Annotated in this window: 13 protein-coding genes; 11 read left to right on the top strand and 2 right to left on the bottom strand. The window is 72.9% G+C overall.

The genetic code is table 11. The annotated features are described in order from the left end of the window. Positions 1-41: 41 nt before the first annotated feature. Positions 42-656, top strand: a complete 615-nt coding sequence (locus tag AC6I72_RS35360; RefSeq protein ID WP_498005614.1) for a TetR/AcrR family transcriptional regulator — start codon at positions 42-44, stop codon at positions 654-656. 114 nt (positions 657-770) lie between these two features. Here the strand turns inward: AC6I72_RS35360 and AC6I72_RS35355 are convergent, their stop codons facing one another. Then, the gene (locus tag AC6I72_RS35355; protein ID WP_498005613.1) at positions 771-2,960 is read right to left on the bottom strand and encodes an alpha-galactosidase; all 2,190 of its coding nucleotides are present in this window, start codon (positions 2,958-2,960) and stop codon (positions 771-773) included. Between the two features lie 197 nt (positions 2,961-3,157). Between AC6I72_RS35355 and AC6I72_RS35350 the strand changes: the two genes are divergently transcribed. The 10 genes from AC6I72_RS35350 to AC6I72_RS35305 all read left to right on the top strand — a co-directional run bounded on the left by AC6I72_RS35350 (position 3,158) and on the right by AC6I72_RS35305 (position 16,263). Then, positions 3,158-4,387: an ROK family protein gene (locus AC6I72_RS35350; protein WP_498005612.1), complete on the top strand. Its 1,230-nt coding sequence runs from the start codon at positions 3,158-3,160 to the stop codon at positions 4,385-4,387. A 238-nt stretch (positions 4,388-4,625) separates the two neighbouring features. Next, complete coding sequence (locus AC6I72_RS35345; RefSeq protein ID WP_498005610.1) at positions 4,626-5,939, top strand: ABC transporter substrate-binding protein; 1,314 nt, start codon at positions 4,626-4,628, stop codon at positions 5,937-5,939. Between the two features lie 22 nt (positions 5,940-5,961). Further along, complete coding sequence (locus tag AC6I72_RS35340; protein ID WP_498005608.1) at positions 5,962-6,933, top strand: carbohydrate ABC transporter permease; 972 nt, start codon at positions 5,962-5,964, stop codon at positions 6,931-6,933. Continuing rightward, positions 6,930-7,886, top strand: a complete 957-nt coding sequence (locus AC6I72_RS35335; RefSeq protein ID WP_498005606.1) for a carbohydrate ABC transporter permease — start codon at positions 6,930-6,932, stop codon at positions 7,884-7,886. The genes AC6I72_RS35340 and AC6I72_RS35335 overlap by 4 nt, the downstream gene beginning before the upstream one ends. 63 nt (positions 7,887-7,949) lie before the next feature. Next, positions 7,950-9,830, top strand: a complete 1,881-nt coding sequence (locus AC6I72_RS35330; RefSeq protein WP_498005604.1) for an alpha-galactosidase D — start codon at positions 7,950-7,952, stop codon at positions 9,828-9,830. A 120-nt stretch (positions 9,831-9,950) separates the two neighbouring features. Further along, entirely contained in the window at positions 9,951-12,368 is a 2,418-nt protein-coding gene (locus tag AC6I72_RS35325; RefSeq protein ID WP_498005602.1) for a glycosyl hydrolase family 95 catalytic domain-containing protein, read from the top strand. Beyond that, positions 12,365-13,789 carry an SGNH/GDSL hydrolase family protein gene (locus AC6I72_RS35320; RefSeq protein WP_498005601.1) on the top strand — a complete coding sequence of 475 codons (1,425 nt, stop codon included), beginning with the start codon at positions 12,365-12,367 and terminating at the stop codon, positions 13,787-13,789. Before AC6I72_RS35325 ends, AC6I72_RS35320 begins: the two co-directional genes overlap by 4 nt. A gap of 288 nt (positions 13,790-14,077) precedes the next feature. Next, a complete protein-coding gene (locus tag AC6I72_RS35315; protein WP_498005599.1) occupies positions 14,078-14,806 on the top strand; it encodes an alpha/beta hydrolase in 729 nt (242 codons plus the stop codon). A gap of 25 nt (positions 14,807-14,831) precedes the next feature. Further along, the gene (locus AC6I72_RS35310) at positions 14,832-15,491 is read left to right on the top strand and encodes a TetR/AcrR family transcriptional regulator (protein ID WP_498005597.1); all 660 of its coding nucleotides are present in this window, start codon (positions 14,832-14,834) and stop codon (positions 15,489-15,491) included. Then, positions 15,484-16,263, top strand: a complete 780-nt coding sequence (locus tag AC6I72_RS35305; protein ID WP_498005595.1) for an SDR family NAD(P)-dependent oxidoreductase — start codon at positions 15,484-15,486, stop codon at positions 16,261-16,263. Before AC6I72_RS35310 ends, AC6I72_RS35305 begins: the two co-directional genes overlap by 8 nt. A 159-nt stretch (positions 16,264-16,422) precedes the next feature. On the opposite strand, the gene AC6I72_RS35300 is transcribed toward AC6I72_RS35305, so the two are convergent. Continuing rightward, positions 16,423-17,349: an SDR family NAD(P)-dependent oxidoreductase gene (locus tag AC6I72_RS35300; RefSeq protein ID WP_498005593.1), complete on the bottom strand. Its 927-nt coding sequence runs from the start codon at positions 17,347-17,349 to the stop codon at positions 16,423-16,425. Positions 17,350-17,590 lie beyond the last annotated feature (241 nt).

The following is a 17,590-nucleotide window of genomic DNA, read 5'->3' as shown; positions in this document are numbered from 1 at the left end:
GATGGTCTTCACCGAGAAGGCGCAGCAGGAGGGAGGGCGGCATGGCGGGCAGGAAGCAGTTCGACGTCGCCACGGCGCTCGATGCCGCGATGATCCAGTTCTGGCGGGCCGGCTACGCGGACACGTCGGTGGACGACCTGTCCCGGGCGACCGGACTCAACCGCAGTTCCATCTACTCCTCCCTCGGCGACAAGGACACGCTCTTCCTGCGCTGCCTGGAGCGCTACGCCACGCGGTACGGAGACAAGTACGACGCCGCGTTGTCCGGTGCCGCCGACCGGCCCCTGGCAGCCGCGCGGGCGTTCTTCGACATCACCCTGCAACGCATCGCGGACCCCGCTCTGCCCGACGGATGCCTGGTGGCCCAGACCGTCATGGCGACCCCGGTGCTGAGCGCGAGCGTCGCGGCGCGCGCACGGGAGGCGATCGGCCTCCAGCACACCCGGCTGCGCGCCGCGCTGAAGGCCGGCCGCCTGGACGACGAGGCGGCCGACTCCTTCGCGGCCCACCTCGCGGCCGTGAACCAGTCCCTCGCCGTCATGAGCAGAGCCGGAACGAGCACGGAACAGCTGCGCGCCATCGTCGACGTGACCCTCGACGCACTGGCGCGGAGTCTCGGCGCGAGCGACCGGGACTCGTCCGGCCCGGGTGACTGAGACTGGTCCGGCCCGGGTGACTGAGCCTCGTCCGGCCCGGGTGGCCGGGACTCGTCCGGCCCGGGCGGACCCCGCCGTCGCAGCCGCCGGACCATCCGGTGTGCCGGCAGCGCGTCAGGGGAGCCGGACCAGGTGCACCGCGCAGCTGGCCCAGTCGCCCGGCGCCAGGCCGGGGTGGAACCCGTACTCCGCGAGGACCGTGGCATGGTGGACCTCGCCCGTCCGCGCGTCACGGTAGCGGGCCCCGGGGGTGAGCCCCCGCAACCGCACCGGGAGCCGCGGGACTCCGTGCCGCGGCCCGCGCCGCCAGGCCAGCACCAGCGTCTCCGCGCCGTCCGCGGCGGCGTACTGCACGACCGTCGGGCCCTCGCCGTGCGGGCCGGACAGCCGGTACAGATCGCCCTGCTGGACCAGGTGACGCACCTTCTTGTACGCGGCCACCAGCTCGGCGCCCTCCGCCAGTTCGGCCTCCGACCACCGGGTCAGGTCGCCGCCGATGCCCAGCAGCCCCGACATCGCGGCATGGAAGCGGAAGCGCAGCGGCACCGTGCGCGCGGTGAGCTGATTGGGCACGTCCGTCACCCAGGCGGACAGCACGCGCGCCGGATGGATCTGTCCGAAGCCGTGCTGGATCACCAGACGGTCGACGGCGTCGGTGTTGTCCGACACCCACGCCTGGTCGGTGCGGGCGAGGATGCCCAGGTCGACGCGTCCGCCGCCGCCGCTGCACGTCTCCACGCGCAGCCCCGGATGATCGGCGCGCAGCCGGTCCAGCACGCCGTACAGGTTGCCGACGTACGCCGTCCACAGCCGGTCGCCACCGTCACCGCCACCGGGGCCGCCGGGCCCGTCACCATGGCCGTCACCGTCACCGCCCGGGTGCCCCGCGCCCTCCTGCCGCGGCCAGCCGGCCTCGCTGAACGGGCGGTTCATGTCCCACTTGAGGAAGTCGATGCCGTGCTCGCCGACCAGCCGGGTGAGCCAGCCGTACGCCCAGTCGGCGACGTCGTCCCGGGCGAAGTTCAGCACGAGCTGGTGGCGCAGCTCGGTGCGGTCGCGGCCGGGCACGTGCAGCACCCAGTCGGGGTGCGCGCGGTACAGGTCGCTGTCCGGGTTGACCATCTCCGGCTCCACCCAGAGACCGAAGCGCATACCGAGCCCGTGCACCGCGTCCACCAGCGGACCGAGCCCGCCGGGGAAACGGTCCGGGGACGGCGTCCAGTCGCCCAGCCCCGCCCGGTCGCTGCGGCGCGCGCCGAACCAGCCGTCGTCGACGACGTACAGCTCGACACCCAGCGCGGCGGCGCGCTCCGCGAGCGCCTTCTGGCTCCGCTCGTCCACGTCGAAACCGGTGGCCTCCCAGGAGTTGTACAGCACGGGTGCCACCTCCTCGGCGTGGGGCAGCACATGGCGGCGGACATACGTGTGCCAGGCCCGGCTCGCCGCGCCGAAGCCGCCCTCGGCGAACAGCCCGGCGAACACCGGGGTGGTGAACTCCTCGCCCGGCGCGAGCGGCACGGACGTGCCCTCGTGGCCGGCGCCGCCGGTGAAACCCGCCCGCCCGTCGGGTGTCCGCTGCACCGTGATGCGCCAGCTCCCGCTCCAGGCCAGGGCCGCGCTCCACACCCTGCCGTGCTCCTCGGACGCCTCGCCGTCGTCCAGCATCACCCAGGGGCCGGCGTGGTGGCTGGTGATCCCGCGCCTGCTGGTCAGCACCGTCTCCCCGGGCGGCAGCGGATCCCGGCTGAGCTGGTTCTCCGCCGACCACTGGCCGGTCACGTGACTGATCCGGCAGCCGGGCAGCGGCGGCAGCGACCAGGCCGCCGAGTCGGCCCGCAGCAGGGCGAGGTGCCGGTCCCCGGCGTTGCGCAGCACCGTACGGCGCTCGATGACGTCCGTGTCCGCGCGCACCGTGTAGTGCAGCGCCACGTGCAGGGGGTACAGACGGTCGCGGAACTCCAGGACCAGTTCCGCGCGGCCGGGCGAGGGTTCGAGGACGCGGTGGCCGGTGGGTTCCCACTCGAAGGCGCGTGAGCCGTCCGGGTAGCGGACCTGGAGGGAGGGCGGGCCGTAGCGCGTGCCGCCGTCCACCGGGAGTTCCTCGCCCACCGGCGGCCGTCCCTCGAAGCTGCTCGCCGCCGCCGGGAGCGGGACGGCGAGGTCCACCGCCTCCGGCAGGGTCAGCCGTGGCCCCCAGGCGAGATGGCAGGGCGCACCCGTCTCGTCGACGCGCAGGGCGTAGGAGGTGCGGGGCGTGGTCAGCAGCCAGACCCCGCGGTCCGGGGCGTGGGAGATCGTCGGCATCGGGCCTCACGTTCGCGAGAAGGGGTGACAGCGGCAGAAGGCGGCGTGCTCGCAAGAGCCAAGCGTGACCTTCGACCCGGTGTCAACACCCCGCTCACTGCCTGGATTTGGAAGAAGATCACCTCACTCAGGCAATCTTCAGAGGATTCCTGCTTCTTTCATTGACAGCAGAAAATAAGAGACCTAGGTTCCCGGCCATGTCCTCGCCCCTGTCCCCGCCCCCGCTCCTGGCGTCGCCCCGGTCAGCCGCACCCGCGGCCCGGCCGTCCGCCGAGACGTTCCCGGCGAACACCCCCGCCGCCGCGCAGATCTTCACCACGCTCCTCTCCCAGGGCCCCCTCACCCGCACGGAGGCGGGCCGCCGGGCCGGGCTGTCCGCCGCGGCCGTCACCAAGGCGGTCCGGCCGCTGATCGAGGCCGGTTACCTGGTGGAGGACGCCGACGAGGACGCCCGCCCGGCGCTGGGCAGACCGGCGAACCTGGTCCGGGTCGACGGCGGACGCGCCCTGTTCATCGGGATCAAGGTGACCGGCGACGAGGTCATCGGCGTCCTCACCGACCTGTGCTGCCGCATCCTGCTCGCCCGGCACCTGCCCCTCGGTGACCGCGCCCCCCGGGCCGTGCTGGCCTCGGCCGCCGGCCTGGTGGGGGAACTCCTCACCGAGGCGGACGGGTTCGGCGTCCACGTCATGGGACTCGGCGTCGCCGTCTCCGGCGACGTGGACCGCGCCGAGGGCGTCGTACGGTACTCACCGTTCCTGGACTGGCGTGACGTGCCCCTCGCGGAACTCGCCGCGGCGACCACGGGGCTGCCGGTCACCGTCGACAACGACGTCCGTGCCCTCACCGTCGCCGAGCAGTGGTTCGGGGCGGGCGTCGGGCTGTCGGACTTCGCCGTGGTGACGGTCGGCGCGGGCATCGGCTGCGGCCTGGTCGTGCACGGCCGGGTGGTGGCGGGCGCCCACGGCGTGGCCGGCGAGATCGGGCACGTCACCGTCGACCCGGCCGGCCCGCCGTGCCGCTGCGGCAACCGCGGCTGCGTGGAGGCGATCGCCGGGGACGCCGCCATCGTCCGGCGGATCAAGGACGCCACCGGCGCGGAGGTCGCCGACGCCGCGGAGGCCGTGGCCCTGGCCCGCCAGGGCGTCGCCGGGGCGCGTGAGGCCTACGCGCGCGCCGGTGAGGCGATCGGCCGGGGCATCGCCACCGTGGCCAACCTGCTCGGCCCCGAACGCGTGATCATCTCCGGCGAGGGGCTGGCCGCCTACGACCTGTTCGCCGAGCAGATCCGTGACGCGTTCACCGCCGCCGCCTTCGGCTCCGCCGCCCAGTGCGACGTGCAGACCCGCCCGCTGCCCTTCGAGGAATGGGCCCGCGGGGCGGCCGCCACCGCCATCCAGTCCTTCACCGCCCAGCACACACACTGACGGCACACCCGATACCGACAGCACACACCCCGGCCGCAACGGACAGCACACACCCCGGCACCGCACACCCGACACGGACAGCACGCGCCCCGTCACCGCACACTTGGCAAGGGCAGCACACACCCGGGCCGCGCACCCCGGGCAGCACACACGCGGCCGTCGGGCACCAGCACACACCGGCACACCGCGCCGCCCCCGGCACCCTGACCGTTCCCACCCGCACGTACGAGGAGCAACCATGACGCAGCAGAACCGCACCCCGCTGGCTGCGCCCGGCCCCGGGCGGCGCAGGGTCGTCGGCGGCCTGTTCGGGCTGGGCGCCGCCGCCCTGGCCGCCCCCGTCCTCACCGCCTGCGGCGGAGGAGCGGGCGCCGACCCGAACACGGTCACCTTCGGCTCCAACGGCGCCGACGCCACCCCGAAGTCCGCCTACGCCGCCCTCACCAAGGCCTTCACCGCCGGCTCGGGCCTGAAGGTGAAGACCAACACCGTCGACCACGACACCTTCCAGAAGTCCATCACCAGCTACCTCCAGGGCACCCCGGACGACGTGTTCACCTGGTTCGCCGGGTACCGCATGCAGTACTTCGCCAAGAAGGGCCTGTGCACCGCGCTCGACGACGTCTGGGAGAAGATAGGCGGCGGGTTCAGCGAGGCGACCAGGCAACTGGCGCGCGGCGCGGACGGCAAGTACTACTTCGTGCCGCTGTACAACTACCCGTGGGCCGTCTTCTACCGCAAGAGCCTCTTCGAGGAGCGCGGCTACCAGGTCCCGCGCAGGTGGGACGAGTTCGTCGCGCTGGCCAAGCGGATGAAGAAGGACGGCCTGTCCCCCGTGGCCTCCGGGTACGGCGGCGGCGACAGCTGGTCGGTCCTCGGCGCCTTCGACTACCTGAACCTGCGCGCCAACGGCTACGACTTCCACACCTCACTGCTGCGCGGCCAGGTGTCCTGGACCGACCCGCGCGCCGCCCGCGTCCTGGACCTGTGGCGCGAACTGACGCCGTACTACCAGGCGAGCGGCGGCGGCCGGTCCTGGCAGGACGCCGCCCAGTCGCTGCTGGACAAGAAGTCCGGCATGGCGGTCATCGGCCTCTTCCTCGGCCAGCAGATCACCGACGAGTCCCTCCGCGCCGACATCGACTTCTTCCCGTTCCCCGAGGTCGACGCCGCGCACGGCCAGGACACCGTGGAAGCCCCCACCGACGGCTTCATGCTCAGCCGCAGGCCGAAGAACCCGGACGGGGCGAAGAAGTTCCTGGAGTTCCTGGGCACCGCGCGGGCCGAACACACCTACATGGGCGTCGACCCGAGCAACCTCGCCGTCCACGAACAGGCCGGCACCGGCTCGTACAACGCCCTGCAGAAGAAGTCCGCGCAGCTCATCGCGGACGCCAAGCACATCAGCCAGTTCGCCGACCGCGACAGCGACCCCGGTTTCGTCTCCACCGTCCTGCTGCCCGGCCTGACCGAGTGGCTCAGCCACCCCGACGACGGCTCCGGCACGCTCAAGAAGATCGAGTCCCAGCGCTCGCGTTTCTTCACGGCCTGACCCGGCCGGAAAGGCTCCCGCCGTGCCCTCCGTGACCCGCTCCGCCGCCCCGGCCCGCGCACCCCGCGCCCCCGGCCGGACGCCCCCCGCCTCCCGCTCCTCCTCCCGCCTCGGCCGCGGTGACCGCCTCTTCCTGGCGGGCGTCATCGGCCTGCCGCTCGCCGCCCTCCTGGTCTTCGTCTGGCTGCCCGCGCTCGCCTCCGTCGCCCTGTCCTTCACCACCTGGGACGGCCTCGACCTGTCCGGCATCCACTGGACCGGCCTCGGCAACTACACCGAGATCCTCACCAACTACCCGCCCTTCTGGCCCGCCGTCGAGCACAACGTGCTCTGGCTGCTCTTCACGGCGCTCCTGCCCACCCCCTTCGGGGTCTTCCTCGCCTACCAGCTCGACAAGAAGATACGGTTCACCCGCTTCTACCAGACCGCGATCTTCCTGCCGATGGTGCTCTCCCTGGCCGTCGTCGGTTTCATCTGGGAGATCATCTACAACCCCGACACCGGGCTGCTCAACAGCCTCCTGGGCGCGGCCGGTTCGTCCCACCACATCGACTGGCTCGGCGACCCCGACCTCAACCTGTGGGCCGTGCTCGTCGCCTCCGCCTGGCGGCACACCGGCTACATCATGATCCTGTACCTGGCCGGCCTGAAGAGCTTCGACCCGGCCCTCAAAGAGGCCGCCGCCCTCGACGGCGCGAGCGGCCGGCAGACCTTCTTCCGCATCGTGCTGCCCGCGCTCAAGCCGGTCAACGTCATCATCGTCGTCGTCACCGTCATGGAGTCGCTGCGCGCCTTCGACATCGTCTACGTCCTCGGCGGCGGCACCGGCAGCAAGCCGGGCATGGAACTGCTGTCCCTGCTCATCACCGACAACATCATCGGCGAGTCCGGCCACATCGGCTACGGCTCCGCGCTCGCCGTCGTACTGCTGCTGGTCTCCCTGGCCGCGATCGGCGCGTTCCTCGTGCAGACCTTCCGCAAGGAGGACACATGACGACGACCGCCCCCGGCCCCGACGCGCGCCCCCGTGCCCGCACGCGCACCGGCACCCGCAACCGTCCGGCCCGGCGGCCCGCCCCGCCCGGCGCCCGCTCCCGCCCGCCCCGCGACACCGGCCGCCACCTCCTGCTCGGCACCGTCTCCCTGCTGTGGCTCCTGCCGCTGCTGTGGGCCGTGTACACCTCGCTGCGCTCCTACGACGACACCGCGCGCCACGGCTACTTCTCGCTGCCGCACAGCTTCGGTGCGGGCAACTTCACCGACGCCTGGACCCAGTCCGGCATGCCGCACTTCTTCCTCAACTCCGTCCTCATCACCGTCCCCGCCGTCCTCGGCACGCTGCTCTTCTCCGCCGCCGTCGCCTTCTTCGTCACCCGCTTCGACTTCCGGTTCAACCTCGCGCTGCTGATGCTGTTCACCGCGGGCAACCTGCTGCCCGCCCAGGTCCTCATCACCCCGCTGTACCGGCTCTACCTCCAGATCCCGCTGCCCGCGTGGATGAGCGACTCGCTGCTGCTGTACAACTCCGCCTGGGGCATCGTCGTCATCCACATCGCCTACCAGTGCGGCTTCTGCACCTTCGTCCTCAGCAACTACATGAAGACGATCCCCAAGGAGATCTCCGAGGCCGCCCTCGTCGACGGCGCGCCCGTGTGGCGGCAGTTCTTCCAGATCATCCTCCCGCTGTGCCGGCCGGCGTTCGCCGCGCTCGCCACGCTCGAGTCCATCTGGATCTACAACGACTTCTTCTGGCCGCTCACCCTCATCGAGACCGGCGACAAGCGCCCCGTCACCTCCGCGCTGGCCAACCTCCAGGGCCAGTACTTCACCAACCCCAACCTGATCGCGGCGGGCGCGCTGATGACCGCGGTCCCCACGCTGCTGGTGTACTTCGCGCTCCAGCGCCAGTTCATCAGCGGACTCACCATCGGCTCGGGCAAGGGCTGAGCCGCCCCGGGCACGCAACGACACCACCGAGTCCCCCCCGATCCCCTCCAGGAGGCACGACCCATGCGGTCATCCTCGTACCCCGCCCTGCCCGCACGCGGTCTGAGAACCGTGCTCGTCCTGGCCGTCGCCGCCGGCCTGGCGACGACCACCCAGGCGGCGCACGCGCACCCGGGCTCCGGGACGGCACCCGCGCACACCACCGCCCCGGCCGCACCCGCGCACGCCGCCCCGGCCGCGCACACCGACGGCACCACCGCCCCCGCCCTCGCCGCCAAGCCCTACATGGGCTGGTCCAGCTGGAGCATGCAGTCCTCCAAGTACCCCGGCCTCAACCCCGACGGCGACTACAGCTACCTCACCGAGGCCAACGTCCTCAAGCAGACCGGCGCCCTGGCCGCCAAACTGAAGAAGTACGGCTACGACCACGTCAACATCGACGCCGGCTGGTGGCGCGACAACACCTGGAAACCCGGGTTCGACCGGTACGCCCGCCAGCAGGCCGACCCGGTCCGCTTCCCGCACGGCATGAAGGCCGTCGCCGACGCCGTCCACGCCAAGGGTCTCAAGGCCGGCATCTACCTGCCCGCCGGCCTGGAGAAGGAGGCGTACAACGGCGGGAAGTCCCCGATCTGGCACGCCGACGGCTGCACCACCGCCGACATCGTCTACGGCGACCTGCGCACCACCAACGGCTGGGACAGCGCCTACAAGCTCGACTTCTCCCGCCCCTGCACCCAGAAGTACGTCGACTCCCAGGCGCGGCTGCTCGCCGACTGGGGCTACGACTTCCTCAAGCTGGACGGCGTGGGCCCCGGCTCCGGCAAGGGCGGCGACCAGTACGACAACGTCGCCGACGTGGCCGCCTGGCACCAGGCCATCGCCGCCACCGGACGCCCGGTCCACCTGGAGATCTCCTGGTCCCTGGACATCGCACACGCCGCCGACTGGAAGAAGTACTCCAACGGCTGGCGCATCGACACCGACGTCGAGTGCTACTGCAACACCCTGGTCAGCTGGGAGAACTCCGTCGACGACCGCTTCGCCGACACCCCCGCCTGGACGCGGCACGCCGGGCCCGGCGGCTGGAACGACCTCGACTCCCTCGACGTCGGCAACGGCCGCATGGACGGCCTGACCGACGCCGAACGGCAGACCTACGCCACCCTGTGGGCCATCGCCAAGTCCCCCCTCTACACCGGCGACGACCTCACCCGCCTCGACTCCTACGGCCTGTCCCTGCTCACCAACCGCGAGGTCATCGCCGTCGACCAGAGCAGCGCACCGCCCGCACACCCCGTCACCCCCGCCGACCCGCAGCAGGTCTGGGCGGCCGAGAACCCCGACGGCACCTACACCGTGGCCCTGTTCAACCTGGCCGACGCCCCCGCCGCCGTCACCGCCGACTTCTCCGCCCTCGGCTTCACCGGCCGGGCCGCCGTGCGCGACCTGTGGAACCACGAGAACCTCGGCACCCACCGCGACAAGGTGACCGAGGCCCTGCCCGCGCACGGCTCCCGCCTGTTCACCCTCACCCCGCGCGGCACCACCCCCGTCACCTACACCGCTCACGAGGCCGAGGCGAGCACGAACACCCTGAGCGGCAGCGCCTCCGTCGCCGACTGCTCCGCCTGCTCCGGCGGCAAGAAGGTCGGCAACCTCTACCTGGGCGGCAAGCTCACCGTCGACGACGTCGTCGTCGGCAAGGCGGGCACCTACCAGGTGAAGGTCGCCTACGTCAGCGGCGACGCCCGCTCCGCCTCCGTCCTGGCGAACGGCGGGGGCGCCGTCCGCCACACGTTCCCCGCCACCGGCGACTGGGGCACCGTCGCCACCGTCACCGTCCCCGTGGTACTGAAGGCCGGCACCAACACCCTCACCTTCGACAGCGGCCCCGACTACGCCCCGGACATCGACCGGATCGACGTACCGAAGTCGCTCTGACGCGGTCGCGGCCCCGCGCCCCTGCCGAACCCCGGTTCCCGCCACACCGCGTCCCGGCGAACCCCGCAGGTCCCGGCCGGACCCGTCCCGGCCGGGACCCACCCCGACCCAGGAGCCGCCATGCCCCCCGCCCAGCCCCGCCCGCCTGAGCCACTTCGAGCGCACGCAGCCTCCGCCCCCAGCAGGAGAGCCCTCCTGTCCGCCGCCGCGACCGCCTCCCTCGCCGGCGCCCTCGGCACCCTGCCCGCCTTCAGCGCATCGGCGGCCCCGCAGCGCCCGCCCGCCACTGCCGAGGCGTCCGGCGCCTCCGGGGACGCGCGGCACACCCTGTGGTGGCAGGCCCCCGCCGACGAGCACTCGATGATCGGACAGGGCCTGCCCGTCGGCAACGGACGCCTCGGCGCCCTCGCGGGCAACGACCCGGCCCGCGAACTGCTCCTCGTCACCGACGCCACGATGTGGACCGGCGGTCTCAACGACACCCTCGACGCCGACGGCCAGTTCCCCTACGGCCGCGACGACTTCGGCTCCCTCACCCTCCTCGCCCGCCTCACCGTCGCCCTCCCCGGCCACGACCTCTCCGCCGTCCACGGCTACCGCCGCACCCTCGACCTCGCCCAGGGCCTGATCACCACCACCTACGTACGCTCGGGCGTCACCTACCGCCGGGAGGTCTTCGCCAGCCGTCCCGACGACGTGATCGTCGTGCACCTCACCCAGAGCGGGGGCGGACACCACACCGGCACCGTCACCCTGGAAGGCACCCACGGCGAGGCCCCGGCGGTCTCCTTCGGCGGCGCCTTCCCCAACGGGCTGCGCTACGGCGCGGCCGTCACCGCGTACACGAGCGGCGGCGGCCGGGTACGCGTGCAGGGCGGCCGCGTCGACTTCACCGGCTGCCCCGACCTCACCGTCGTGCTCAGCGGCGGCACCAACTATGTCCCCGACGCCCGGACCGCGTACCGCGACCCCTCCCTCGACCCCGAACAGCTCGCCCGGACGAAGGTGCGCGCGGCGGCCTCGCACCCCGCCGCCGTCCTGCGCCGCACGCACACCGCCGACCACCGCGCCCTGTACGACGCCTTCGCCCTCGACCTCGGCACCTCCACCCCGCAGCAGCGCTCCCTCGACACCTGGGAGCGCGTCCGCCACCGCGCGCAGAGCGGCGACCCCGATCCCGAACTGGAGGCCGCCTACGTCCAGTTCGGCCGCTACCTGATGATCTCCGGATCCCGGGGCAGCCTCCCGCTGGGCCTGCAGGGCCTGTGGCTCGACGGCAACGACCCGGACTGGATGGGCGACTACCACACCGACATCAACCTCCAGATGAACTACTGGATGGCCGACCGGACCGCCCTGTCCCCCTGCTTCGACGCCCTCACCGACTACTGCCTCGCCCAGCTCCCGGCCTGGACCGACCTGACCCGCCGGCTCTTCGACGACCCGCGCAACCGCTACCGCAACTCCAGCGGCAAGAACGCGGGATGGACCGTCGCCATCTCCACCAACCCGTACGGCGGGGGCGGCTGGTGGTGGCACCCGGCGGGCAACGCCTGGCTGTGCAACACGCTCTTCGAGCACTACGAGTACACCCTCTCCCGCGCCCACCTGGAGAAGATCCACCCGCTGCTCAAGGGCGCCTGCGAGTTCTGGGAGGCCCGGCTGGTCACCACCACCCTGCCCGGCGGCACCGGGGACGTGCTCGTCGCCGACAGCGACTGGTCGCCCGAACACGGCCCGCTGGACGCCAAGGGCATCACCTACGCACAGGAACTGGTGTGGGCGCTCTTCGGCAACTACCAGGCCGCCTGCGCCGAGTTGCACAAGGACACCGCCCACGCGGAGCGGATCGGCGCGCTGCGCGAGCGGCTGTACCTGCCCCGGGTGAGCCCGAAGACGGGCTGGCTGGAGGAGTGGATGTCGCCGGACAACCTCGGCGAGACCACCCACCGCCACCTGTCCCCGCTCGTCGGCCTCTTCCCCGGCGACCGGATCCGCCCCGACGGCTCCACCCCGAAGGACATCGTCGACGGTGCGAGCGCCCTGCTCACCGCGCGCGGCACGGAGAGCTTCGGCTGGGCCAACGCCTGGCGGGCCCTGTGCTGGGCCCGGCTGAAGAACGCCGAGCAGGCCTACCGGCTGGTCGTCAACAACCTCCGCCCCTCCACCGGCGGCGGCAACGGCACGGCCTTCAACCTCTTCGACATCTACGAGACCGGGCCGGGCCGGGGCATCTTCCAGATCGACGCCAACTTCGGCACCCCGGCGGCGGTCGTCGAGATGCTGCTGTACGCGCGCCCCGGCCACATCGAACTGCTCCCGGCGCTGCCCGCCGCGTGGGCGGCCTCGGGCGAGGTCACCGGCGTTCCCGTGCGCGGCGGGTTCACCGTCGACCTGCGCTGGAAGAACGGCACGCCGGTGTCGGTGCGGATCCACAGCACCGGGGGCCGCGCCACTACGGTGGCCCACGGCGGCACCCTGCGCGCCATCGCCCTGGAACCGGGAAGGTCCGTCACGCTGAAGGGATTCGACCGATGAGGGACCAGCTCACCCGGGCGGCCGCCCTGGCCGCCGTACTCCTGACCGCGGCGGCCGCCACCGCCACCGCCGTGAACGGCACGGCCGCCGTGCCTTCCAGGGCCTCCGACGCCGCCGCGCCCGCGGGCGCCGCCGCCCCGCGCGCCGCCGCGTCCGGGCAGCCCCCGCTCGCGCGGACCACGGCCGTGCAGCCCGCTTTCGCGCAGACCACCGGCGTGCGGCGGGCGCCCGGGCAGACGGAGTCCTCGCACGACACCTCCGGGCGTGCCGCCTCCGTCCGGGCCGCCTCCGGTGCGCGGTCGCACGAGGTGGTGACCTGGGGGGCGAGCGCCGACCGTCTCGGCAGCGGTGTGCCCGACCGCGCGTACCGACTCGTCGTGCACACGAGCGTGGCCGGGAGCGCCGCGCGGATCCGGCTGAGCAACGCCTTCGGCGACCGTCCGCTGACCTTCGACAGCGTCTGGGCCGGTGTCCAGGAGTCGGGCGCGACCCTGCGCCCCGGCAGCAACCGCAGGCTGGCCTTCGGCGGCGCGGCCACGGTCACCGTCCCGGCCGGGCGGACCGTCCTCAGCGACCCGCTGCCCGGCCGGCTGCCCGCCGGCACCGACCTGGTCGTCAGCCTGCACAGCCCGGACGCGGCCGGTCCGGCCACCGGGCACGGCATGGCGATGCAGACCTCGTACACCACGCAGGGCGACCACACCGCCGAGGAGGGCGCCGGCCACTGGACGAGCACCACCGGTTCCTGGTTCTACCTGGACTCCGTCTCCGTACGGACCGCTCCGCGCACCGCCGCGGTCGTCGCGCTCGGTGACTCCATCACGGACGGCTGGCACTCCAGCACCGACCTGAACCGCCGCTGGCCCGACTACCTCGCGCGCCGCCTGGGGCAGGCGCACACCGACGTCCAGGGGGTGGCCAACGAGGGTATCTCCGGCAACAAGGTGCTGGCCGACGGGGCCGGGCAGAGCGCCCTCAACCGGCTGGACCGTGACGTGCTGTCCCAGCCGGGGGTGCGGACCGTCTTCCTCTTCGAGGGCGTCAACGACATCAAGGCGCACACCGGGGTCACGGCCGCCGACATGATCGCCGGGTACCGCGAGATCGCCGCGCGGGCGCACGCCGCCGGGAAGTGCGTGGTCGGTGCGACCGTCGGGCCGTTCAAGGGCTGGGGCGAGTGGGACCAGGCCGCGGAGTCGGTACGGCAGGAGGTCAACGCCTTCCTCCGCGACAGCGGCGAGTTCGACGCGGTGGCCGACTTCGACCGTGTCCTGCGCAGCCCGTACGACCCCGAGCGCATCCTGCCGTTCCTCGACGGCGGCGACCATCTGCACCCCGACGACAAGGGGATGCAGGCGATGGCCGACGCGGTGGACCTCACCGCCCTCGACTGCACCGGCGGCCCGCATCCCGCCCACTGACACGAGACCCGGGGCCGGGTACACCTGCGCGCCCTCACACATGTCCTGCCATGTGTGAGGGCGCGCAGGCGTTTCCGGAGGGGACGGCCCGGAGGCACGTGCACCCCGCATCCGGAGGAAGGGTCCACGCGAGGTGTTCACACATGGTGTTCAGACATGGTGTCCAGAACACATGTATGCTTCTGTGGACGGCCCGGAAAGGGCCGGATGTCCCCAGGGCGCCGAGGGCGCCCATGCCTCGCCCGGCATGTGCGCCGGCACGCGAGTGCGGTGAAGTCAGGAGTTGCCTTGCCGGAGCCGGCCGACCAGTCCCGTCCCACCTTCCTCCTCGTACCCGGCGGCCACCACGGCCCCTGGGTCTACGACCGGCTCCGCGCCGTCCTCGACGCGCACGGATGGCGCAGCCGCACGGTGAGCCTGCGCAGCGCCGTGGAGCAGAGCACGCCGTCCGAGCCGCTGCCGGGCATGTACGACGACGCCGAGGTGATCCGAGAGGCCCTCGCCGGCACGCCCGGTCCGATGATCGCCGTCGCCCACTCCTACGGCGGTGTCCCGCTCACCGAGGCACTGGCGGACGCGTCCGGCGTGGTGCACGCCGTCTACGTGGCGGCCTACCTGCTCGACGTGGGCGAGGGCATGTTCCAGAGCCACGGCGTGCCGGTGCCCGACTCCCTCGCGGGCCTGCGTCCCCCGGAGAACCCGGACCTCAACCTCCCCGCCGCCTTCTACGACGGCGACCCGGACAGCCCGGAGACCAAGGAGGCCGTGGCGCGCCTGGTGCCGCAGACGGTGCGCGCCGACTTCGAGACCGTCACCCGGGCCGGCTGGCGCACCGTTCCCACCACCTACGTCGTTCCGGAGAACGACGTCTCCCTCACCGCGACGGTCGCGGAGCGGATGGCCGCCCGCGCCGACTTCGTCCGCCGGGTCCCCGGACACCACGCGCCGTTCCACTCCCACCCGCGGGAGTTCGCGCGCGTGCTCATGGAGATCGGCGAACAGTCCACCGTCCGCTGAGACGGCCCGGGAGAGGAGTACCGCCATGGCGTCCATCACCCGGCCGCGCCGCGCCGGGCCCGGCAGCAGGCCCCCGGCCGCACGGCAGCTCACCGAGGCGCTGGAACGGCTCCTGCGGGCGGGACGGGTCTTCACCGAGATCAGCGTCCGGGAGATCATCGAGGAGGCGGGCGTCGCCCGCGCCACGTTCTACACGTGCTTCGGCGACAAGTCGGAGCTGCTGATCGCCCTGACCGACGGGCTGCGCCGGCGCCTGCTGGAGCTGGCCCGGGGCTGGGACCCGGCCGCCGGTGAGGACGGCGCCGAGCGGTTCGCGCGGTTCTTCCGCGACGTCATCGCGATCCACCGGGACCACTACGCGGTCCTGTCGGCGCTGCGGGAGCTGGCGGCGTACGACGCGGCCGTCAACGACTTCTACACCGCGGACCTGGAGGAGTTCGAACAGGCCGTGTACGACACGCTCGCCGGGCAGCAGCGGGCGGGGGCGACGACGCCCGGCCTCGACCCCGCGGCGGCGAGCCGCGTCATCGTGTGGGGCGGCGCCCAGGCGATCGCCCACCACATCCGCGTGGACGACGGCGGCGGTGACGCCGCCTTCGCCCGCGAGCTGGGACAGATCTGGTGGTACGGCGCCTACCGGCGCCCGCCACACACCGCACAGAAGGACGAGACACCTCATGAGTGAACAGCCCCAGGGCCTGCCCGCCCGTCCGCTCGACGGCACGGTGGCGGTCGTGACCGGCGGCGGACGGGGCATCGGAGCCGCCGTCGCCGCACTGCTGGCCCGCGCCGGAGCCCGGCTCGCGCTGGTCGGCCGTACCGAGGAGACCTTGGCGCGCACCGCCCGTGAACTCCCCTCGGAGACCGAGGTCGTGGTGGCGGACCTGAGTCTGCCGGAGGCTCCGGGACAGGTGATGGAGAGCGTCCTCGGCCGCTTCGGCCGGGTGGACGTCCTCGTCAACAACGCCGCCGCGGAGAACTTCACCGCCAGCCACGAACTGACGCCCGCCGAGGCCGACGGCCTGTGGGCGCTCAACGCCCGCACCCCGCTGCTGCTGGGCGGTCTGGCCGCCGCGCACATGGCCTCCCGCGGCGGCGGCAGCATCGTCAACGTCTCCTCCGACATCGGCAGCGTGCGCAGCATGCCGAACCAGAGCCTGTACGCGGCGACCAAGGGCGCCGTCGACGCCGCCACCCGCTCACTGGCCGCCGAATGGGGCGGCAGGGGCGTACGGGTCAACGCCGTGCGCCCGGCGGTGACCGACACCGACATGTCGGCGGGCATCTTCGCCGACCCGGGCCTGGAGAAGGCCCTGACCGGACAGTACGCGCTCGGCCGGATGGGGCGCCCGGACGACGTCGCCCAGGCCGTGCTCTTCTTCGCGTCGCCGGCCAGTTCCTTCGTCACCGGGCAGATCCTCAGCGTCGACGGCGGGTGGCTCGCCGCGCAGGTCTGAACAGCCGCAGCCGTGCGTGGGCCGGCACCCGGCCGGTGGCCGGGTGCCGGCCCACGCACGTCCGGGGAGCGAAACCGGCGGCGCGAGAGGGGCGACGCCCCCCGCTGAGCGGTCAGCAGCGCCTCCCGTGGCGGACGCCGGGGCGGCGGAGACGCGGCGTCAGAGGATGTGCGGGGCCTTGGTGCCCTGGGAGAGGACGGTCCGCGGAAGCAGGTCGGCGAGTTCGCCGAACGACCACGGGCCGTCGTGCTCGTCACGGAAGATCGTCCGGGTCTCGACCGGGTGGCTGTAGAGCCCGACCTTGCCCCCGCCTGCGCGGAAGACACAACCGGTCACCTCGGCGGCGGCGTCGGAGGCCAGGTAGACGACGATCGGCGCGACCATACCGGCGTCCGCCCGTGCCTCCTTCGCCTTCATCCGGCGCTCGCTCATCGCGCCGGCGGCCACGAGCGCGGCATCCCGCTGCTGTGCGTCCTGCGTCATCCGGGTCAGGGCGAACGGGGCGATGGCGTTGACGGTGATGCCGTCGTTGCCGAGCTCCCACGCCAGTTCGTAGGTGAGGCTGACGACGCCCCCCTTCGACGCGGCGTACTCAGGGTTGCCGATGGGCGCCGCCCACTGGTTCGAACAGGTGTTGATGACGCGCCCACCGCCGTGCTCCCGCATGACGGGGATCGCGGCGCGGCACATCGCGAACGTGCCCTTGAGGTTGACGTCGACGGTCAGGTCGAAGTCCTCCTCCGTCACCTCCTCGATCTTGTGCTGCCGGACGATGCCGGCGTTGTTCACCAGGACGTCCAGGCGGCCGAAGTGCTCGACCGCGGTGGCGACCACCCGGGCCGCGCCCTCCCAGTCCGCCACCGACTCGTAGCTGGCCACCGCCTCGCCGCCCTGGGAGCGGATGTACCCGACGACCTCGTCGGCGGGGCCCTGGGCGGCTCCCTGGCCGTCCGCGCGGTTACCGACGTCGTTGACGACGACCTTCGCACCGGCGGCCGCCAGCGCGATGGCCTCGCCCCGGCCGATGCCTCGGCCGGCGCCGGTCACGATTGCCACCCGGCCGTCGAGCGGTCGTTGATCCGTCATGATCACTCCTTGCAGAAATGGTTGTACGCGGGACTTCCGCGGTCTTCGGCACGTGGCGTTCACGGTTCGCTGTTCCGAGCGCCGCGGCCCGCGCCGGTTCACGGGACGGGGAGACAGCACGCCGCGCCCGTCGACGACGGTCCGCAGCAGCGGCACTCGCCGGGTCGCCGGGGCCGGCGCACGGGCCGTGCCGCCCGCGCCCGGCGAGGCGGCGCTTCGGTGCACCGCGCACACCTGCCGG

Source organism: Streptomyces sp. Xyl84, assembly GCF_059731885.1.
Note: the sequence above shows the minus strand (reverse complement) of the source record. Positions and strands in the feature narration are given on the sequence as shown.